This window comes from Algibacter sp. L3A6 (assembly GCF_009796825.1).
In the GTDB taxonomy this organism is placed as follows: Bacteria; Bacteroidota; Bacteroidia; order Flavobacteriales; family Flavobacteriaceae; genus Algibacter.
Map to the genome: position 1 here is coordinate 411,444 of NZ_CP047030.1, position 18,098 is coordinate 429,541.

16 protein-coding genes are annotated in these 18,098 nt (G+C 33.7%); 11 read left to right on the forward strand and 5 right to left on the reverse strand.

Annotated elements, in window-relative coordinates; genetic code table 11:
- Positions 1–207 precede the first annotated feature (207 nt).
- From GQR98_RS01740 to GQR98_RS01775, 8 genes are all read left to right on the forward strand, one after another.
- On the forward strand, positions 208–2,601 hold the full coding sequence (locus GQR98_RS01740) for a heavy metal translocating P-type ATPase (RefSeq protein ID WP_159018014.1): 2,394 nt from the start codon (positions 208–210) through the stop codon (positions 2,599–2,601).
- Positions 2,602–2,731: 130 nt separating this feature from the next.
- On the forward strand, positions 2,732–2,917 hold the full coding sequence (gene ccoS / locus GQR98_RS01745) for a cbb3-type cytochrome oxidase assembly protein CcoS (protein ID WP_042500155.1): 186 nt from the start codon (positions 2,732–2,734) through the stop codon (positions 2,915–2,917).
- A gap of 11 nt (positions 2,918–2,928) precedes the next feature.
- Entirely contained in the window at positions 2,929–5,121 is a 2,193-nt protein-coding gene (gene ccoN, locus GQR98_RS01750; RefSeq protein WP_159018015.1) for a cytochrome-c oxidase, cbb3-type subunit I, read from the forward strand.
- A gap of 24 nt (positions 5,122–5,145) precedes the next feature.
- Positions 5,146–5,331 carry a CcoQ/FixQ family Cbb3-type cytochrome c oxidase assembly chaperone gene (locus tag GQR98_RS01755; RefSeq protein WP_159018016.1) on the forward strand — a complete coding sequence of 62 codons (186 nt, stop codon included), beginning with the start codon at positions 5,146–5,148 and terminating at the stop codon, positions 5,329–5,331.
- On the forward strand, positions 5,328–6,227 hold the full coding sequence (locus GQR98_RS01760; protein ID WP_159018017.1) for a cbb3-type cytochrome c oxidase N-terminal domain-containing protein: 900 nt from the start codon (positions 5,328–5,330) through the stop codon (positions 6,225–6,227). Before GQR98_RS01755 ends, GQR98_RS01760 begins: the two co-directional genes overlap by 4 nt.
- Before the next feature lie 73 nt (positions 6,228–6,300).
- Positions 6,301–7,725, forward strand: coding sequence for a cytochrome c oxidase accessory protein CcoG (ccoG, locus tag GQR98_RS01765; protein ID WP_159018018.1), 1,425 nt, complete (start codon positions 6,301–6,303; stop codon positions 7,723–7,725).
- Positions 7,726–7,913: 188 nt separating this feature from the next.
- Positions 7,914–8,363, forward strand: a complete 450-nt coding sequence (locus GQR98_RS01770; protein ID WP_159018019.1) for a FixH family protein — start codon at positions 7,914–7,916, stop codon at positions 8,361–8,363.
- A gap of 1 nt (position 8,364) precedes the next feature.
- Positions 8,365–9,069 carry a sulfite exporter TauE/SafE family protein gene (locus GQR98_RS01775; protein ID WP_159018020.1) on the forward strand — a complete coding sequence of 235 codons (705 nt, stop codon included), beginning with the start codon at positions 8,365–8,367 and terminating at the stop codon, positions 9,067–9,069.
- Positions 9,070–9,173: 104 nt separating this feature from the next.
- Here the strand turns inward: GQR98_RS01775 and GQR98_RS01780 are convergent, their stop codons facing one another.
- Both GQR98_RS01780 and hemN read right to left on the reverse strand, forming a co-directional pair.
- Positions 9,174–10,007, reverse strand: coding sequence for a universal stress protein (locus GQR98_RS01780; RefSeq protein WP_159018021.1), 834 nt, complete (start codon positions 10,005–10,007; stop codon positions 9,174–9,176).
- Positions 10,008–10,086: 79 nt separating this feature from the next.
- A complete protein-coding gene (gene hemN / locus GQR98_RS01785) occupies positions 10,087–11,451 on the reverse strand; it encodes an oxygen-independent coproporphyrinogen III oxidase (RefSeq protein WP_159018022.1) in 1,365 nt (454 codons plus the stop codon).
- A gap of 125 nt (positions 11,452–11,576) precedes the next feature.
- Here hemN and GQR98_RS01790 point away from each other — a divergent pair, with 125 nt between their 5' ends.
- The 3 genes from GQR98_RS01790 to GQR98_RS01800 are packed head-to-tail and all read left to right on the forward strand — an operon-like array spanning position 11,577 to position 13,614.
- Entirely contained in the window at positions 11,577–12,206 is a 630-nt protein-coding gene (locus tag GQR98_RS01790; RefSeq protein ID WP_159018023.1) for a YceI family protein, read from the forward strand.
- A 38-nt stretch (positions 12,207–12,244) separates the two neighbouring features.
- Positions 12,245–12,775: an RNA polymerase sigma factor gene (locus tag GQR98_RS01795; RefSeq protein WP_042500139.1), complete on the forward strand. Its 531-nt coding sequence runs from the start codon at positions 12,245–12,247 to the stop codon at positions 12,773–12,775.
- Positions 12,776–12,816: 41 nt separating this feature from the next.
- Positions 12,817–13,614 carry an anti-sigma factor domain-containing protein gene (locus tag GQR98_RS01800; RefSeq protein WP_159018024.1) on the forward strand — a complete coding sequence of 266 codons (798 nt, stop codon included), beginning with the start codon at positions 12,817–12,819 and terminating at the stop codon, positions 13,612–13,614.
- Positions 13,615–13,901: 287 nt separating this feature from the next.
- Here GQR98_RS01800 and GQR98_RS01805 read toward each other — a convergent pair whose 3' ends face one another.
- From GQR98_RS01805 to GQR98_RS19220, 3 genes are all read right to left on the reverse strand, one after another.
- Positions 13,902–16,136 carry a TonB-dependent receptor gene (locus GQR98_RS01805; RefSeq protein ID WP_159018025.1) on the reverse strand — a complete coding sequence of 745 codons (2,235 nt, stop codon included), beginning with the start codon at positions 16,134–16,136 and terminating at the stop codon, positions 13,902–13,904.
- Between the two features lie 9 nt (positions 16,137–16,145).
- A complete protein-coding gene (locus tag GQR98_RS01810) occupies positions 16,146–17,438 on the reverse strand; it encodes a tetratricopeptide repeat protein (protein WP_159018026.1) in 1,293 nt (430 codons plus the stop codon).
- A gap of 100 nt (positions 17,439–17,538) precedes the next feature.
- Entirely contained in the window at positions 17,539–18,096 is a 558-nt protein-coding gene (locus tag GQR98_RS19220) for a DUF4331 family protein (RefSeq protein ID WP_159018027.1), read from the reverse strand.
- Positions 18,097–18,098 lie beyond the last annotated feature (2 nt).

Here is an 18,098-nt window from a genome sequence, read left to right on the forward strand (position 1 = left end):
GAAATTGATTTTGAAACCTTACATGAAACACGAAAACAGAAATAGTGATAAACACAGAATTAAGCTAATTATCTTAATTTCATACTGTCAGAATTTCCTTGTAGTAAAATTTTGTACTTTGTAAAAATAGCAAAAACATGATTAATATCATATTTAAAATACGGTTGATTTCTGAATTTTGCAATAGGTATAAATGAGCAAATAGAAATGAGTAAAACCCCATGTTTTCACTGTGGTTTAGACGCGTCTGCGGCTGAAATTACATTTGATGATAAACCGTTTTGTTGTAACGGCTGTAAAACCGTATACGAGATTTTCTCTGTAAACGATTTAACGTGTTATTACGACTTACAAGCATCTGCTGGTGCCAAACCTAGCGATATTGAAGGCAAATACAACTTTCTAGACAATGCTAAAATTGTTGAAAGCATATTAGATTTTAACGACGATACAACACAAATTGCAACCTTATACATACCTCATATTCACTGCAGCTCTTGCATTTGGATTTTAGAAAATTTAAATAAACTAAACCCTGCTATAAGTGCATCAATTGTAAATTTTGGTAAAAAAACAGTACGTGTAACTTACAATTGTAATAACATTACCATAAAGCAATTGGTTAAACTTTTAGGCAGCATTGGTTACGAGCCTTTTATTAGTTTAGACGATTATAGCGTTGGTAAAAAAAATGTAGACCGATCGCTTATTTATAAACTAGGTGTTGCTGGTTTTGCCTTCGGAAACGTGATGTTTTTATCCTTTCCCGAATATTTTCAGGTTACTGGTTTTTGGATTGAAACTTACGCTCCCGTGTTTAGATGGCTTATGTTTTCGTTCTCACTTCCTGTTGTTTTTTACTCAGCTCAAGATTATTTTATTTCAGCATATAAAGGTTTACGATCTAAAATTTTAAATATCGATGTTCCTATTTCTTTAGGTGTTGTGGTTTTGTTTGTAAGAAGCACTGCGGAAATTATCCTGGATTTAGGCACAGGTTTTTTCGATAGTTTAACTGGCCTTATCTTTTTCTTATTACTTGGTAAATTTTTTCAGCAGAAAACATACAACTTTTTATCTTTTGAAAGAGATTACAAATCGTATTTCCCTATCGGAATCACTAAATTGTATAATGATGGTAAAGAAGAATCTGTTCAGGTTTACGATATTGTAAAAGGTGATAGATTACTGATTAGGAATGAAGAGTTAATTCCTGTAGACTGTATATTAATTAACGGAAAAGCACGTATTGATTATAGTTTTGTTACAGGCGAATCTGAAGCTGTTTCTAAAAGATCGGGCGATAAATTATTTGCAGGAGGAAAACAACTAAATGGCAGCATTGAAGTAGATGTATTAAAAACCGTAGAGCAAAGTTATTTAACCCAGCTTTGGAGTAACGATGTTTTTAATAAAAACAAAGAGGATGGTTTTACCACATTAACCAATGCTATTAGTAAAAAATTCACAATTGCTGTTTTAAGCATTGCATTTATCGCTACGGGATATTGGCTTTTTGTGGATTCATCTAAAGCATTAAATGTTTTTACAGCTGTTTTAATAATCGCTTGTCCGTGTGCGATTGCATTGGCTGCTCCTTTTACCTTCGGAAATTTACTTCGTATTTTCGGAAAACTGAAGTTCTATGCAAAAAACGCTTCCGTTATCGAACAATTAGCAGCTATTAACACTATTATTTTCGATAAAACCGGAACCATTACTGCGAATAAAGAAACTTCTGTAATGTACGAAGGCTCTAATCTTTCTGGCAATGAAGAATCTTTACTTAGAAGCACTTTAAGAAACTCCAATCATCCATTAAGCAGATCGCTATACTCGCTTTTAGATCAACACAATATTGTTACTCTAGATACTTACGAAGAACATATTGGTAAAGGTATAGAAGCCAAACATAACCAAGACACTATTAAAATTGGTTCTGCACCTTTTGTGGGTTACACCGCAGAAACGGCTACTTTAAACACTGCTGTTTACGTAAGCACCAATAGCGAGTATAAAGGACGATTTACTTTCTACAACAAATACAGAAAAGGACTTTCTAAACTATTTAATAAATTAAAAAAACATTACGATTTAGTAATCCTTTCAGGAGATAATGCTGGTGAGCAAGAAAACCTAACTAAACTATTGCCTGCAAAAACGAAACTGTTTTTTAACCAGAAACCAGAAGATAAACTAGAGTACATTAAACATCATCAAAAATCTGGAGCAAAGGTTTTAATGATAGGCGATGGACTAAATGATGCTGGCGCCTTAGCACAAAGTAATGTTGGTATCGCCATATCAGAAAATGTAAACATATTTTCTCCAGCATGTGATGCTATTCTCGATGCTTCAAAATTTAATCAATTGCATGATTTTATTAAAGCATCAAAATCGGCTATCAAAATTATAAAATGGAGTTTTCTATTATCCTTTTTCTATAACAGTATTGGGTTATATTTTGCCGTAACAGGTCAATTAGCCCCCGTTATTGCTGCTATTTTAATGCCTTTAAGTTCTATTAGCATTGTGATATTTACAACCGTTAGCACAAATCTTTTAGGTCGAAAATTGCAAAAGAAAAAAAACCAACTGTAAGAATATAAAACAATTAGAAAAAAGTTTATTTTTATTGAATCAAAATAGGATCAAAATCGTTAAAACATGACAAATGTCATGTTTTAACGATAGCTATCAAAGTACTTTTGATCCATAACTTCAATTAGGTATGAGTGTTATATATATTTTACTAACTATTAGCATTATTGTTGCTATTGGCTTTTTTGTGGCGTTTATTATTGCTGTTCGTAATGGGCAGTTTGATGATAGCTATACGCCGTCTGTTCGTATGCTTTTTGAAGACGAACTGGTTAAAGAAAAAACCGAAAAAACAATTTTAACTAAAAACGATTAACATTTTAATTTATGGAAATGCAACAGTTTAAGTACGATAATAAAATCGTTACAAAATTTATTTACGCCACCATCGTTTTTGGTGTTGTGGGTATGTCGGTAGGTTTACTACTTGCTTTTATGTTTTTGTTCCCCAACTTAACCGATGGAATTGCATGGTTAAGTTTTGGACGCTTAAGACCATTACACACCAATGCTGTAATTTTTGCTTTTGTTGGTAACGCCATGTTTGCTGGTATTTATTACTCGCTACAGCGTTTATTAAAAGCGAGAATGGCAAGCGACCTGTTAAGTAACATTAACTTTTGGGGTTGGCAACTTATTATTGTTGCAGCAGCTATTTCATTACCATTAGGTTATACATCTTCTAAAGAGTATGCCGAATTAGAATGGCCTATAGATATTGCTATTGCAGTTATTTGGGTTGTTTTTGGTATTAACATGATTTGGACTATTTTAAAACGTAGACAACGTCACTTATATGTAGCCATTTGGTTTTACTTAGCCACGTTTGTAACTGTTGCAGTACTACATATCTTTAACAGTCTAGAACTTCCTGTAAGTGGCATGAAAAGTTACTCTGTTTACGCGGGTGTTCAAGATGCCTTAGTACAATGGTGGTACGGCCATAATGCGGTTGCTTTCTTTTTAACAACACCGTTTTTAGGACTTATGTATTATTTTGTTCCTAAAGCAGCCAACAGACCTGTATACTCATATAGATTATCGATTGTACACTTTTGGTCTCTTATATTTATTTATATCTGGGCTGGACCTCACCACTTACTATACACGGCTTTACCAGAATGGGCACAAAATTTAGGTGTTGCATTCTCAGTAATGTTATTAATGCCGTCTTGGGGTGGTATGATTAATGGATTATTAACACTTCGTGGTGCTTGGGATAAAGTACGTACCGATCCTGTTTTAAAATTCATGGTTGTTGCTATTACCGGTTATGGTATGGCTACGTTTGAAGGCCCAATGCTTTCACTTAAAAGTGTAAATGCCGTAGCGCATTTTACCGATTGGATTATTGCTCACGTACACGTTGGTGCATTAGCTTGGAACGGGTTTATGGCCTTTGGTATTATCTACTATTTAATACCAAAATTATTTAAAACAAAAATGTACTCTACAGGTTTAACCAACTTACACTTTTGGGTAGGAACTTTAGGTATCATTATGTATGCTTTACCATTATATGTTGCTGGTTTTACTCAGTATTCTATGTGGCAACAATTTAATCCAGATGGTACTTTAGTTTACGGTAACTTCTTAGAAACTGTGACTGAAATTATGCCAATGTACTTAATGCGTGCTATTGGAGGTAGTTTATATATTATCGGTATGTTTATCTTAGTTTATAACGTGATTATGACGATTAGACAAGGTAGCACAGTTCAAGATGAATTAGCCGAAGCACCAGCTTTAGAGCGCGTTTCTAAAAAACGTACTGCCAACGAAGGATGGCACACTTGGTTAGAACGCAAACCAATACAACTAACCATTTTAGCAACTATTGCCATATTAATTGGAGGTATTATTCAAATTGTACCAACCATTATGGTAAAATCTAATATACCAACTATTTCTACAGTAAAACCATATACACCACTGGAGTTAGAAGGTCGAGATATTTATATACGTGAAGGCTGCGTAGGCTGCCACACACAAATGATTCGTCCGTTTAGACACGAAGTTGAACGTTATGGAGAATACTCTAAAGCTGGAGAATTTGTTTACGATCATCCATTCCTTTGGGGATCTAAACGTACCGGACCAGATTTACATAGAATTGGTGCTAAATATTCAGATAACTGGCACTTTAACCACATGTACGACCCACAAAGTACCTCATCGGGTTCTATCATGCCAAGATACCCTTGGTTAATTACTGGCGAAGGTAGTGAGTTAGATAAATCGTTAACCGAAACAAAAATGGAAGCTATGGTAACTTTAGGCGTACCATACACGCAAGAAGAAATTGATAATGCACAACAAGCTATGTTAGAGCAAGGTGGGCAAATTGAACAAAACCTATATCAAGATCCAGATTTTGCAAAAACTTATGAAGCTGATAAAAAATATGCAGCCGAAAACGGAGAGCCATTTATAGAAATGAAAAACAGAGAAATTGTTGCACTTATTGCTTATTTACAGCGATTAGGTACCGATATCCATGTTAAACCAGAACAAAAATAATAACCACCAAAACAATATAAAATCATGTTGAAATTTGTAAAATACCACATGGAGAGTATTGACGGCATCGAGATTTATCCAATAATGTCGTTAGTGATATTCTTTACTTTTTTTGTACTACTTTTTTGGTGGGTAATTACTGCGAAAAAAGACTATATACAAAACGTTAGCAACCTGCCTTTAGAAACTCAAAACGACGATACATTATGAGAAAACTAATTCCATCTTGGATACGAATTCCCGTAGCCTTTTTAATAATTTTCGCAGCAACAGAATACTTTGTAGATTCTGGCGAAAAGCCCGCTTTTATGGAGTACACTGCCGTTCAATTATTTTTAATTTTAGTGCTGCTAATTTTAATTGCTATTGAAGGTGTTATTGGAGCATTAGAAAATGTTATGCTTCATAAATTAGATGCAGAAGCTAAAGCTCGTTTTTTAGCTGAAAAAGAATTGGGCTATAAATTCACTTGGATTAAAGAAACCTACATTAAATTATTAGGTCAGAAACCAATTGAACAAGAAGCTGAAATTGTTTTAGATCATAATTATGATGGCATAAAAGAACTAGATAATAATTTACCACCATGGTGGGTATACGCCTTTTATATTTCAATCATTTTTGCTATTGGTTACATGTTGAAATACGAAGTTTTTAATGGAGATAATCAAATTGATGAATTAGAAACTGAACTAGCAGAAGCAAGAATAGCTATTGAAGAATACAAAAAAACAGCAAAAGATTTAGTCGATTTTAATACGGTAACTCTATTAACTGAAGCATCGGATCTAAAGGCAGGAAAAACCATTTTCGAAAGCAACTGTGTGGCTTGCCATATGGCTGACGGTGGTGGTGGAATTGGACCAAACTTAACCGATAAAAACTGGATTTTAGGTGGTGATATTAAACACGTATTTAAAACAGTTTCTGAAGGTGGACGTTCTGGAAAAGGAATGATTGCCTGGAAAGCACAACTTAAACCAGCACAAATTGCACAGGTTTCTAGTTACGTTTTAAGTCTTCAAGGTACAACACCTGCAAACCCAAAAGAGCCACAAGGCGATATTTGGACTCCAGAAGGTGATGCCGCTGCAGAAGTAAACTAAGCACACAACTAACTTAATATATCCAAGACCTGGTAGTAAAACTAACTAGCAGGTCTATTTAACACCAAACATTGTGGAAACGCCAGACAACGAAACATTTAGAGATTCCATTGGTACGGTTACCGAAGACGGTAAACGCGCTTGGGTATTTCCTAAAAAACCTAGTGGCAAGTTTTACAAATACCGTAAATATGTAAGCTATGCTCTATTAGCATTTTTATTATTGGCGCCATTTATTAAAATTAATGGCAACCAGTTTTTAATGTTTAACATTTTAGAGAGGCGTTTTAACATTTTTGGCTTCCCGTTTTGGCCACAAGATTTTCATCTATTTGTAATATCGATGATTATTGGTGTTGTGTTTGTTGCCTTATTTACGGTAGCATTCGGACGTATTTTCTGCGGATGGATTTGTCCGCAAACCATTTTTATGGAAATGGTGTTTAGACGTATTGAATATTGGATTGAAGGCGATCGTGGTAAACAAATGCGTTTGGCAAAACAACCTTGGAATGCCGAAAAGATTAGAAAGAAAACATTAAAAACGGTAATTTTTATACTGATTTCCTTTATAATCGCCAATGTGTTTTTGGCTTATTTAATAGGAAGCGACAAGTTAATATCTTACATTATTGATGGTCCGACAGAGCATTTAAGCACCCTTATATCTCTAACCATATTTACAGCAGTATTCTATTTTGTCTTTGCTTGGTTTAGAGAACAGGTTTGTATTATTGCCTGTCCCTACGGTAGATTACAAGGTGTACTTTTAGACACCAAATCTATTGTTGTGGCCTACGACCATAAACGTGGTGAGGCAGAAAATGGCAGAAAAAAATTCAGAAAAACTGAAGACCGCGAGGCTTTAGGCCATGGAGACTGTATAGATTGTATGCAATGTGTTAATGTGTGCCCGACAGGTATAGACATTAGAAACGGTACACAATTAGAGTGCGTGAACTGTACAGCTTGTATTGATGAGTGCGACCATATTATGGAAAGCATTAACCTTCCAAAAGGTTTAATTAGATATACCAGCGAAGAAAATATAGAGAAGAAAACACCGTTTAAATTAACACCAAGAATTAAAGGTTACATAGCAGTATTAGCCATATTAACCGGCTTACTTGTTGGTATGCTTTTTTTACGAAACGATGTTGAAGCGACAATTTTGAGATTACCAGGCCAACTTTACGAACACAAGGAAAACAACATTATTAGTAATGTGTTTACCTATAAGCTGGTAAACAAAACATCTAAAGATATTGAGAGCGTAAGCTTTAAACTACTGTCGCATAAAGGGGAATTAAAATTGGTTGCTACAAACGATCATTTTATAGTGCCAAAGCAAGAAATATCGAAAGGTACTTTGTTTGTTGAAATAAATAATTCGGCATTAACTGGAGATAGAAATAAAATTAAAATTGGAGTTTACTCTGGCGATAAATTAATTGAAACAACAACAGCCAACTTTTTAGGGCCGCGTAGTTTTAAATAAACCTATTGCTAAAAACTAAAAAGGAATTTAGCACATAGTTGCATTAGGGATAGAACGGCATGTTTAAGCTCCCCGACCAAAGGAAGGGAGCGAGTAGTGATAGCCCGACCCGCAGGGTAATGCCCTAAATATAAAATTAGTAATGATGAGGTTTTCGCTTTCGCGGAAATTAAAAAAATATAATTGAGATGAAATTTAATTGGGGAACTGGCGTAGTACTTGCATTTATAGGCTTTATAGCTTTTATAATGTACTTTGTTGTAACCATGTTTGCGGACAATAGGTTTAAAAACGAATTGGTTACTGAAGATTATTATGGTGCAGAATTATTGTACCAAAAAGACATCGATAAGCTTGAAAAATCGGAAGAATTAACGGTAAACGTTGCTTACTTGCGCACTAATGATGGCTTAAAAGTGGTATTCCCAAAGGGTTTTGATTATAAAGAAATTACAGGAAAAGTGTTCCTATATAGACCATCTAACAAACAACTAGACTTTGAGACTGCTATTGTTTCACTGTCTGATTCTACTTTGCTCATACCTGACAAACGCTTGGTAGATGGTCGTTGGAACATTAAAATTGACTGGCAATATAGGGGGAATTCTTACTTATTTAAGGAATCTATAATTTATTAACATGCTTTTCTCAGCATTTATACTCGGCCTTTTAGGTAGTTTTCATTGTGTGGGCATGTGTGGTCCCATTGCATTTATGCTGCCCGTAGATCGAAATAATGCATTAAAAAAAGCATTACAAATTGGTGTTTATCACCTCGGAAAACTACTAGCTTATAGCGTTATTGGTCTTGTTTTTGGCTTAATAGGTAAAAGCTTATACTTATTTGGGTTCCAGCAACAACTCTCTATTTTTATTGGGATTTTAATGATTCTAGTGGTTTTAATTCCGCAGAGAACATTTAACAAATACAACTTCTCTAAACCAGTTTACAAGTTAATTTCTAAAGTTAAATCGGCTTTAGGATCTGCTATGAAGAAAAAAACAATGGATACTTTTTTAACCATTGGTTTTTTAAATGGTTTTTTACCTTGTGGTTTAGTTTACATGGCTGTTTTTGCGTCTATTGCCAGCGGAAATGCATTAAACGGAGCTCTATACATGGCTGTTTTTGGTTTGGGTACCATACCATTAATGACGACGGCTATTTATTTTTCGCAGTTTTTAAAAGGTGCCGCTCGCCAAAAAATACAGAAAGCAATTCCTGTTTTTGTAGTTATTATTGGTGTGCTATTTATTATTCGTGGTTTAGGCTTAGGGATTCCTTACCTCTCTCCTGCTCCGGTTTTGGATGCCGTTTCAGCTAGTATGGATTGCCAAATTTAAGACGTTTTATTTTCCATTTTTAGATATAGCTATAAAATATAATTTCGCCACCCTGAGTTTAATCAGAATGACGAAATTACCCCCATTACAATAAAAAAATACTATTAAATCTTTAATGTTAATACTGGTATAGGTGAATGGTTTACAACTTCCTCCCCTACGCTGCCTTTAAAAAAGCGAGCTAAACCTTTTCTGCCATGGGTTGGCATTACAATTAAATCTACGTTGTTTTTGTTAGAGAAATTTACAATACCATCATCTACAGTATAGTCGCTTACATAACGTACATTTTCTAAACGTCTTAAATGCTTATCAGCTTTTGTAAAAAAGTTAACGGCCATTTTCTCTAATTGCGCTGTGCTACTAAACTTTTCGTTTGGTAAATTAACATGCACTAAATAAATTTTAGACACAATATCTTGGAACATTTCCATGGTATGGTGGTATGAACCTATAGACTCTTCCGAGAAATCGCAAGCCAATGCAATAACATCAAAATTAATATTGGCTACATTGCTTTTAACCACAAGCACAGGGATTTCTGAGCTACGTACAACACGTTCTGTGTTGGAACCTACAAACATCTCTTCGAAGCCATTAGCGCCATGAGAGCCCATAACTATAATATCTGCATCGTGTTGCTTAGCAACATCGTTAACCTCACTAAATACTTTTAAATGCTTAATAATTGGTGTGATTTTAACACCTTCTAAATAATCTTTATCTAAGAAATCGTTAAACTTCTTTTCAGCTAATTTCATAAAAAACACTGCTTTTTGTCCTAGAAGTTCATCTGAGACAGAAAGGGCTTCAGTAGACATTTCTAGCATATGCAATGCAAGCACTTCAGCATCATGTTTTTTTGCTAATTTTGCTGCTGTTTTTAAAGCATATTCTGAATGTTCTGAAAAATCGACGGGTACAATAATTTTTTTCATTTTACTTGGGTTTTAAGTTGTTATAAATCTCAGAGCCATCACAGCTTACTAAATATTAAATTAATTTGGTAGCGGTTTTTTAAACCGTCATAGAAAACAGTTGTGTATCGGGCTGTTTACGTTGTAATAGTAAATCGAAAGCCATACAAATATTACGTACAAATGGTTGGCCTTTATCGGTAACGGCAATACTATCTGTTTCTATTTTTAATAAGCCATCTTGCTCCATTTCTTTTAACCTAATTAAAGTATCGGGCAATTCGGGAAAACGAAGTACATCATTGGTCCAACTGGTTTTAAAACGACACATTAAATTAAGAATATGCTGCCTGATTACCAAATCTTCTTCATTTAAAATATGACCTCTATAAACAGGTATTATATTATCTTCCAACAAATTGTAATAGCTTTCTAAGCCTTTTACGTTTTGAGCAAAACCGTACCAACTATCACTAATAGATGATACACCTAAACCTATCATGGCTTGTGTTTTAGAGGCTGTGTAGCCCATAAAATTACGGTGTAAATCTCCATTTTCCATAGACTTAAAAAGGCTATCGGTTTTTAATGCAAAATGATCCATACCAATTTCATGATATCCTACTTCTGCTAATAATTGTTTACCTAACTCATATTGTTTTCTTTTTAGTTCTGGTGTTGGTAAATCGTTATCATTAAAACCACGTTGTCCATTTCCTTTTATCCATGGCACATGTGCGTAGCTATAAAATGCCAATCGATCTGGCAATAATGCTTTTGTTTTTAATATGGTCGATTTTACATGGTCTATGGTTTGAAAAGGTAAACCAAAAATAATATCGTGACCAACAGAGGTATACCCCACTTCTCTAGCTATTTCGGTAGCACGTTTAACATTTTCAAAGGGCTGAATACGATGAATCGCTTTTTGTACCGTTTCATTATAATCCTGCACTCCGTAACTTACGCGTCTAAATCCAACATCAAAAAGTGCTTGTAAATGCTCGCGTGTTGTATTATTTGGGTGACCTTCAAAACTAAACTCATAATTATCGGCTAAAACCGATCTATTTAAAATACCATTTATTAATATTTTTAAATGCTCCGGACTAAAAAAGGTTGGTGTTCCTCCTCCTAAATGTAATTCCTTAATTATCGGTTTTTCATCAAACAATTCTAAATACAGATCCCACTCTTTTAAAACCGCATTTATATATGGCGACTCTACACTGTGTTGTTTTGTAATACGCTTATTACAACCACAAAAGGTGCATAAACTTTCGCAAAAAGGTAGATGTATATATAGACTAATTCCTTCTTTAGAGTTACTTTCTTTAAAAGATTGCACTAATGATTCTTTCCATTGATTTAACGAAAATGTTTCATTATTCCAATACGGAACAGTTGGATAGCTCGTGTATCGAGGTCCAGAAATATTATATTTATCTACTAATGATGTGTTCATACCTAATAATTATAGTTCAAAATTAGCAGAATTCCCGTTCTAAAAATATGATATATATCATACCAAATCTTGCATGTCATTTATTATTGGCTTAACTTTCGACTAAATAAAAAAAGCATAATAAAATGAAAAAAATAAGTATCCTTTTCTTAGCAATGGCTGTAAGTTTAGCCTCTTGTAAAAACGAAAAAAAAGACAACACAACAACCGAAACAGTAACAACTGAAACGGCTGTACAATACGTAGTAAAGCCAGAAGCGACTTCTGTAAAATGGACCGCTTACAAAACCACAGAGAAAAAACCTGTTGGTGGAGAATTTAAAGTTTTAAGATTTGATGAAAAAGCTGGAGCAACTCCAGAAGAAGCGTTAAACAACTTAAGCTTTTCTATCCCAGTAAGCAGTGTATTTACTAACGATGCAACAAACACACGTGATGCTAAAATTAAAACTTCATTTTTTGGAGCTATGTTAGACACCGAGTTATTAACTGGTACAATTAAATATGTAGATGGTGCTTATTCTGCAGCGATTACCATGAACGGTGTTACTAGCGATTTACCTCTAGAGGTTAAAATCACAGAAGAACGTCGTGTAGTAATGACAGGTGTTATGGATTTAAAAGAATGGGACGCATTAGGAGCTTTAGAATCGTTAAACAAAGTATGTTTCGATTTACATAAAGGCCCAGATGGTGTTAGCAAAACTTGGGACGATGTCGCTATTGAAGTGAATACTTTTTTACGCGAAAACTAAACATTACCCAAAACACCACTCAACTTTTAAAACCATATATGGATTTAGATATTCTAGTCGAAAAATTTAAACAAAAAGACGAAAAGGCTTTTGAAAGTTTATACGCCATGTATAGCGAAAGTATGCATGGCGTTATTTTTAACATTGTTAGAAATAACGATATTGCCGAAGAAATAATGCAAGATGTTTTTGTAAAAGCTTGGCATAAATCGGACACATACTCGAGTAAGAAAGGTCGTTTCTTCACCTGGATTTTAAACATTGCCAGAAACGCGGCTATAGATAAAACGCGCTCTAAAAGTTTTAAAAACACAAAACAAAACCTTGATGCCTCTTTTTTCGTAGATATACTTGAAACTAGTGATAATCTAGATAATACCACGGATGCTATAGGTATAAAAAACTATGTGGGTAAACTCGCTAAAAAATGTATTGAAGTTATAGAACTTCTTTATTTTAAAGGTTACACACAAACCGAAGCTTCCGAAACATTGAACATGCCTATTGGCACGATTAAAACAAGAAATAGAAACTGTATAAAAGAGCTTAGAAACATGGTTTTAAATTAAAACCTTTTAAGTCTATATTTTGAACATTATTTAAAATTAAAATGGATATTAACGCATACACAGAGTCCGGAATTTTAGAGCTATACGTAGCTGGTTCGCTTTCTGATAAAGAAAACGAAGAGGTCTATGCGCTTATGCAAAAAAATCCTGAAATTTTACAAGAAGTTTTAAATATTGAAGCCGCCGTTATTAAACTTACTGCTGCTACAGCTCCAAAAAACAAAAACTATATATTAACGAGTATCAAAAAGACTTTAGGTTTTAAAGGCAATAGCGATACTAAAGTTATATCGATCACTAAATACAACTGGATTACTTATACCGGTTGGGCAGCATCTGTTGTTTTGGCTGCCGGCCTATTATGGACCGTAAACCAAAACACTACTTTACAATCTAATATAGAAGTTGCCAACGTAAAACAGGCCTTATTAGAAACTCAAATTGCAAATTCTAAAAATAGTTTAGAAGAAGCACAAACTCTGGTTTCCGTTTTACGAGACGATGCCATTACTAAAATACCTCTTGCTGGTCAAGGAAATTTTGCTAGCACTTACGCGAAGGTATATTGGGATAAAAAAGAACAACGTATTTTTCTAGATGCGCAAGGATTACCAGAACCTCCAGAAGGTAAAGTATATCAAGTTTGGTCTTTAAAACTTAGCCCTTTAACACCTACAAGCTTAGGTACTATTGACGGTTTTGCTACGGATACCAACAAAATATTTGAGATTGCAAATGCCAATCAAAGTGAAGCTTTTGGTATAACCTTAGAGCCTGCTGGCGGAAGCGAAACCCCAACTATGGAGTTTTTATACACACTTGGTGTTGCGGCTAGTTAATTCATTTTAAAAACATTTTATCTTCTTATTTATGTTTCCTATGACTAGGAAAAGGCACAGAAATGCTCTATTCTTTACGTCTATTGCGGTTTAGCTTATTTATTATTCACCTCACTACTGTCTATTTTAAATAGCTTCTAAAAACCTAATTATTAAGCATAAAAAAACACTTGACTATATTTCTATAATCAAGTGCTTTCACCTAAAAAACCAACAAAATCAATCACAAAATTCTTGGCTTAATCTTTATATTTTCAAATCACTACACTTCTTAAAATGTACTTTAATTAAAACCTATAACTCACAGTAAACTTACTAGAAAACGGTGTGCCTGGTGTAAAATGAATTTCTTCTACAGGTGCGGTTTCATTCTGTAAGCGTGAGGTTGTAGCAAATTGTGTTTCGTTCCATTCGGTATCAAAAAGATTCTCTATAGCGAAACCAAACGTTAAATTATTAATGCTGTAATTCACGTTAAAATCGCTCACAAAATAACCTTTGGCAACAATACTATTATCTTCGTTTGCTGGTCTATCATCAATATACCTAAAATTTAATCCTCCAGAAAACCCTTTTAAATCATTAACTGTAAGTCCACCTGTTAAAGTGAAATCTGGAGCCAACGGAATATAATCTTCACCAGAAGTTTCATCTATACTACGCGCTTTTGTAAGTGTAGCATCGGTATTTAAAAACAACCAATTGTTTAATTGATATCTTAAACCAAAATCTGCACCATAACGTCTTGTTCTTCCGCTAGGTTCAACAATACCAGCATCGCCAACATACACAAACTCTTGCTCTAAAAACAAATACCATAAAGTAGAATTAACCACTAATTTTGGTATTGGTTTCCAAATATTACCAAGATCAACGCCATAGGCTTTTGGCAAAACATTTTCACTAGCATTGGTTACAACAACTCGTGTATCATTAGAGTGAAAACCAATACCCGATTTTAAGTATAGTTGTAAATTATCTTTTGCGTTATAAAAGAAATTTAACTTAGGCAACAACGCTGTTTTGGTTTCATCTAAAGACGTGTAGTTTGTTTGTAGTTTATCATTATACATAAATTTAAAATGCTCTAAACGTAAAGCTGGAGCAACAATAAGTTTTCCAAACTCAAATTCTGCATTTACAAACATACTTGCGTTAGTTTGGTTTATATCACCCAACTGCACTTGCTCTAATGTTGTACTTCTATTTAACGTTTTAGATAACTCGGTATCGTTTGCAACATCGTTTCTTAAACTTACACCTGCACTTAAAACTACAGGTGTTTTCCCTAAATAAGTATCATGAATTAAACGACTATTAAATCCAAAAATATCACGATTTTCAATTTGTTTTATTTGATCGCCATTTACAGAATCTTCTAAAAAGAATGTAAAATTAGAATACAGTTCGAATGCCGAATGTGTATAAAACATATTGGTTTTTAACCTTGTATCATCATTTATATACTTACTATATTCTATGTTTAAATTGGTACGTTGCGTGTTACCACCTTCGGTATCATCGATAGCTCCAAATCTAGAAATATTTCCATTATCAACTTCGCGTTGTGGTATTTGTCCAGAAGCATCCCAACGACTTTTAAAGTGAGACAGTGTTAAGCTTAATTTATTATTTTCTGGAGAAATAACGGTGTACTTTCCAAATAGATTAAGTCTATTAAAATTTTGAGGAGACTCAAACGGGCCATCATTTTCTAAATACTCAATGGCCATATAAGCGTTTTCATTTTTAGAATCGCCCAACAAATCAAACATCCCAAGAGTTCTTAAGGAGTTAAATTGGCCAATAGACAATGAAACCTGACTATCTTTTATATAATCTTTGGTAGAAAAATCTACATAACCTGCGGTGTTAAAATCACCTTTATTGGCATAATAACTTCCTTTACCAAAATCTATTTTGTTAACCGTTTCGGCTATTAAAAAGTGTAAATCACTATACCCTTGCCCGTGTGCATGGGACACCATATTTACTGGCATACCGTCTACAGAAATGGCAACATCGGTTCCGTGATCGATATCAAAACCTCTTAAAAAAAGCTGTTCTGCTTTTCCGCCACCAGCGTGTTGACCAATAATTAAACCAGGTACTTTTCGTAATACTTCTTGCGAAGAGTTTACGGGATCGATACTTAAATCTAATCGAGAAATTGTGCTTAACGCATTTAATTGCTCATTAAGGTGTAGCTCTTCTAACTGAAATGTTTTCTCTTGTAAAGTAATCGTTATTCCAGAAGTCAAAGCCTTCTCTTCTAAAACCAAAATCTGATTTTTATAACCTAGAAGTCCAACTTTAAGTGAATCGCCTATTTTATTTTCATCTAAAACAAACCTACCATTTGCAGAAGAGTGCGCATGCGTCTCTGAATTTAAGTTATAAACATAAGCAGCTTCTAAAGGCTGATTATTTCCATCTATTATCACACCTTTTAAACGTTGTGAAAACCCTAAATTAACTAAAAACAAAACTAAAACTGTAGAAAGATATTTTCTATAATTCATATAAAACATTTAAATATTACGAATTTCATTGGCCATTAAAGGACCAAGTTCAAAAATACTATTATTCAATTCTTTTTTTAATTCTTCGGCTTTTTTTAACTTTCCGTTAACCTTATAGATACGTGCTAAATGGTATAACACATCAGGTTCTGATGTTTTTCCAACAACAAAATCTTCCATAACTGTTAATGCTTTTTTAGTGTCTCCCAAATTAAAATAAGACCAAGCTAACAAATCGTAGGATTGTGGTGTTGGGCGATTTTCAATTTCGGTTAACGCTATTTCTAAAGCTTTGTTTTTCATATTAATATCTTCAGCAAATAAAAGCGCGTTATATTTATTATACATATCGCCATATTGCGTATTGCTTACTGCTTTTTTGTATAATTCTAATTGCTCTTTTTGCAGCTCAGCATCTTCTAGATATTCAGCAATATCTGCCTTCAGTAAATAGTAATCTGGAGATAAATGAGTTCTAGTAGCATAATCTAAAATGCGCAACGCTTCCTTTGGGTTTTTCTCGTGAGAATACACAATCCAAGCAATTCCTTTTTTAGAATAAGCATCTTGCGGATCAATTTCTAAAGCCATTAAATAATGCTTATAAGCAGCTTCTATTTTTCCGGCGTGCCCGTAATAATCGGCTAAATTAGTATATACCCATTTTTTTGTAGATGGTATATTGGTATATTCCGCCATGGTTTTAGCACGTTCCATATATTTTATGGCAGCATCTAAATCGCCACGAACATCCGACCATTTTGATAAACGAATGATATAATCGAAATCTTCAAAATCTTTAAAAGTTTCTAAATAACTCTTTGCTGCTTCAAAATCTCCTAATTCTAGGTTAACATCGAAAAGCATTTTTTGAGTACTTTCTAAATGTTCCCCATTAATTTCTGCTTTTTTAAGTAAACCTAAAGCTTCTTTAAAACGGTGTTGCGAAATATAATTTCTTGCTAAAGCACGTAAATAGCCTGTGCTAGTATAGTTTACAGCCTCGTTAGCTTTTATTAAACTTTCTTCGGCCTCTAAAAGAGATTCAATATTACCCGTAACTCCAAATATTTGAGATTGTGAGGCAGATACCTTTGATAAATAAGGAAATTGATTAGGTTGTTTTTCTAGTTTTTGTTTCCAAAAATTTAAATCGGCCTGAGCCAATGCTAATTCTTTATTGGTTGTGTTTTCTAAAAAAACATTATAATCTTTAGAGTTGGTAATTTTATTATCGGCATTATTACAACTTACAAAACAAGCTACTAATAATACAAACGCCAGTTGATGAATGATTTTCATGATTTTAGATTTTTAGTGTGATTTTTTTGTGATTCTTTTTTAGGTTAAAAAAATAAAGAGGCTGTTTAAAAAAATAATTAAACAACCTCTAAATAGGCTTCTACCACGGAGAAGCTAGGTAAGGAAATGAAGGCAAAAAGTCTTTATCGTTAGCACTTACATTATCATTAGAAAATTGAGGGTTTTCAGTAAAATCTTCACCACCAAAAATTAATAATAACTCTACAGTAATAACATCATCTGTTAAATTACGACCTGTTAAAACATTAGTACCATCGTAAAAAGTTGTTGTTCCGTCTAAGGATACATTTAAAACATCGGTTGCAAGTAAACCTGTAAAGGTTGCAGCATCTTGTTGTAATGCATTTTTATCGTCAGTGTTAGCAAAAGCAGGACTTAAACCTTCTAAATTTGCTTGAAACATACTTTGGAATGCAGCGTTTTGTTCTGAAGGAATAGTAACATTGAAATCATCTTTACTAGATCCAGAAACAAATACAGTATTTACTGCAGGTCTTCCCATTTGATCTTGTTGCATAAATGTTCCTGAAAAATCAGGCTCCATATTTTCTACAATATTGTTATCATCGTCCGATGAGCAGTTAAATGCTAAAAATGATAATGCAAATGCGACACTTATATTTTTTATAGTTTTCATAC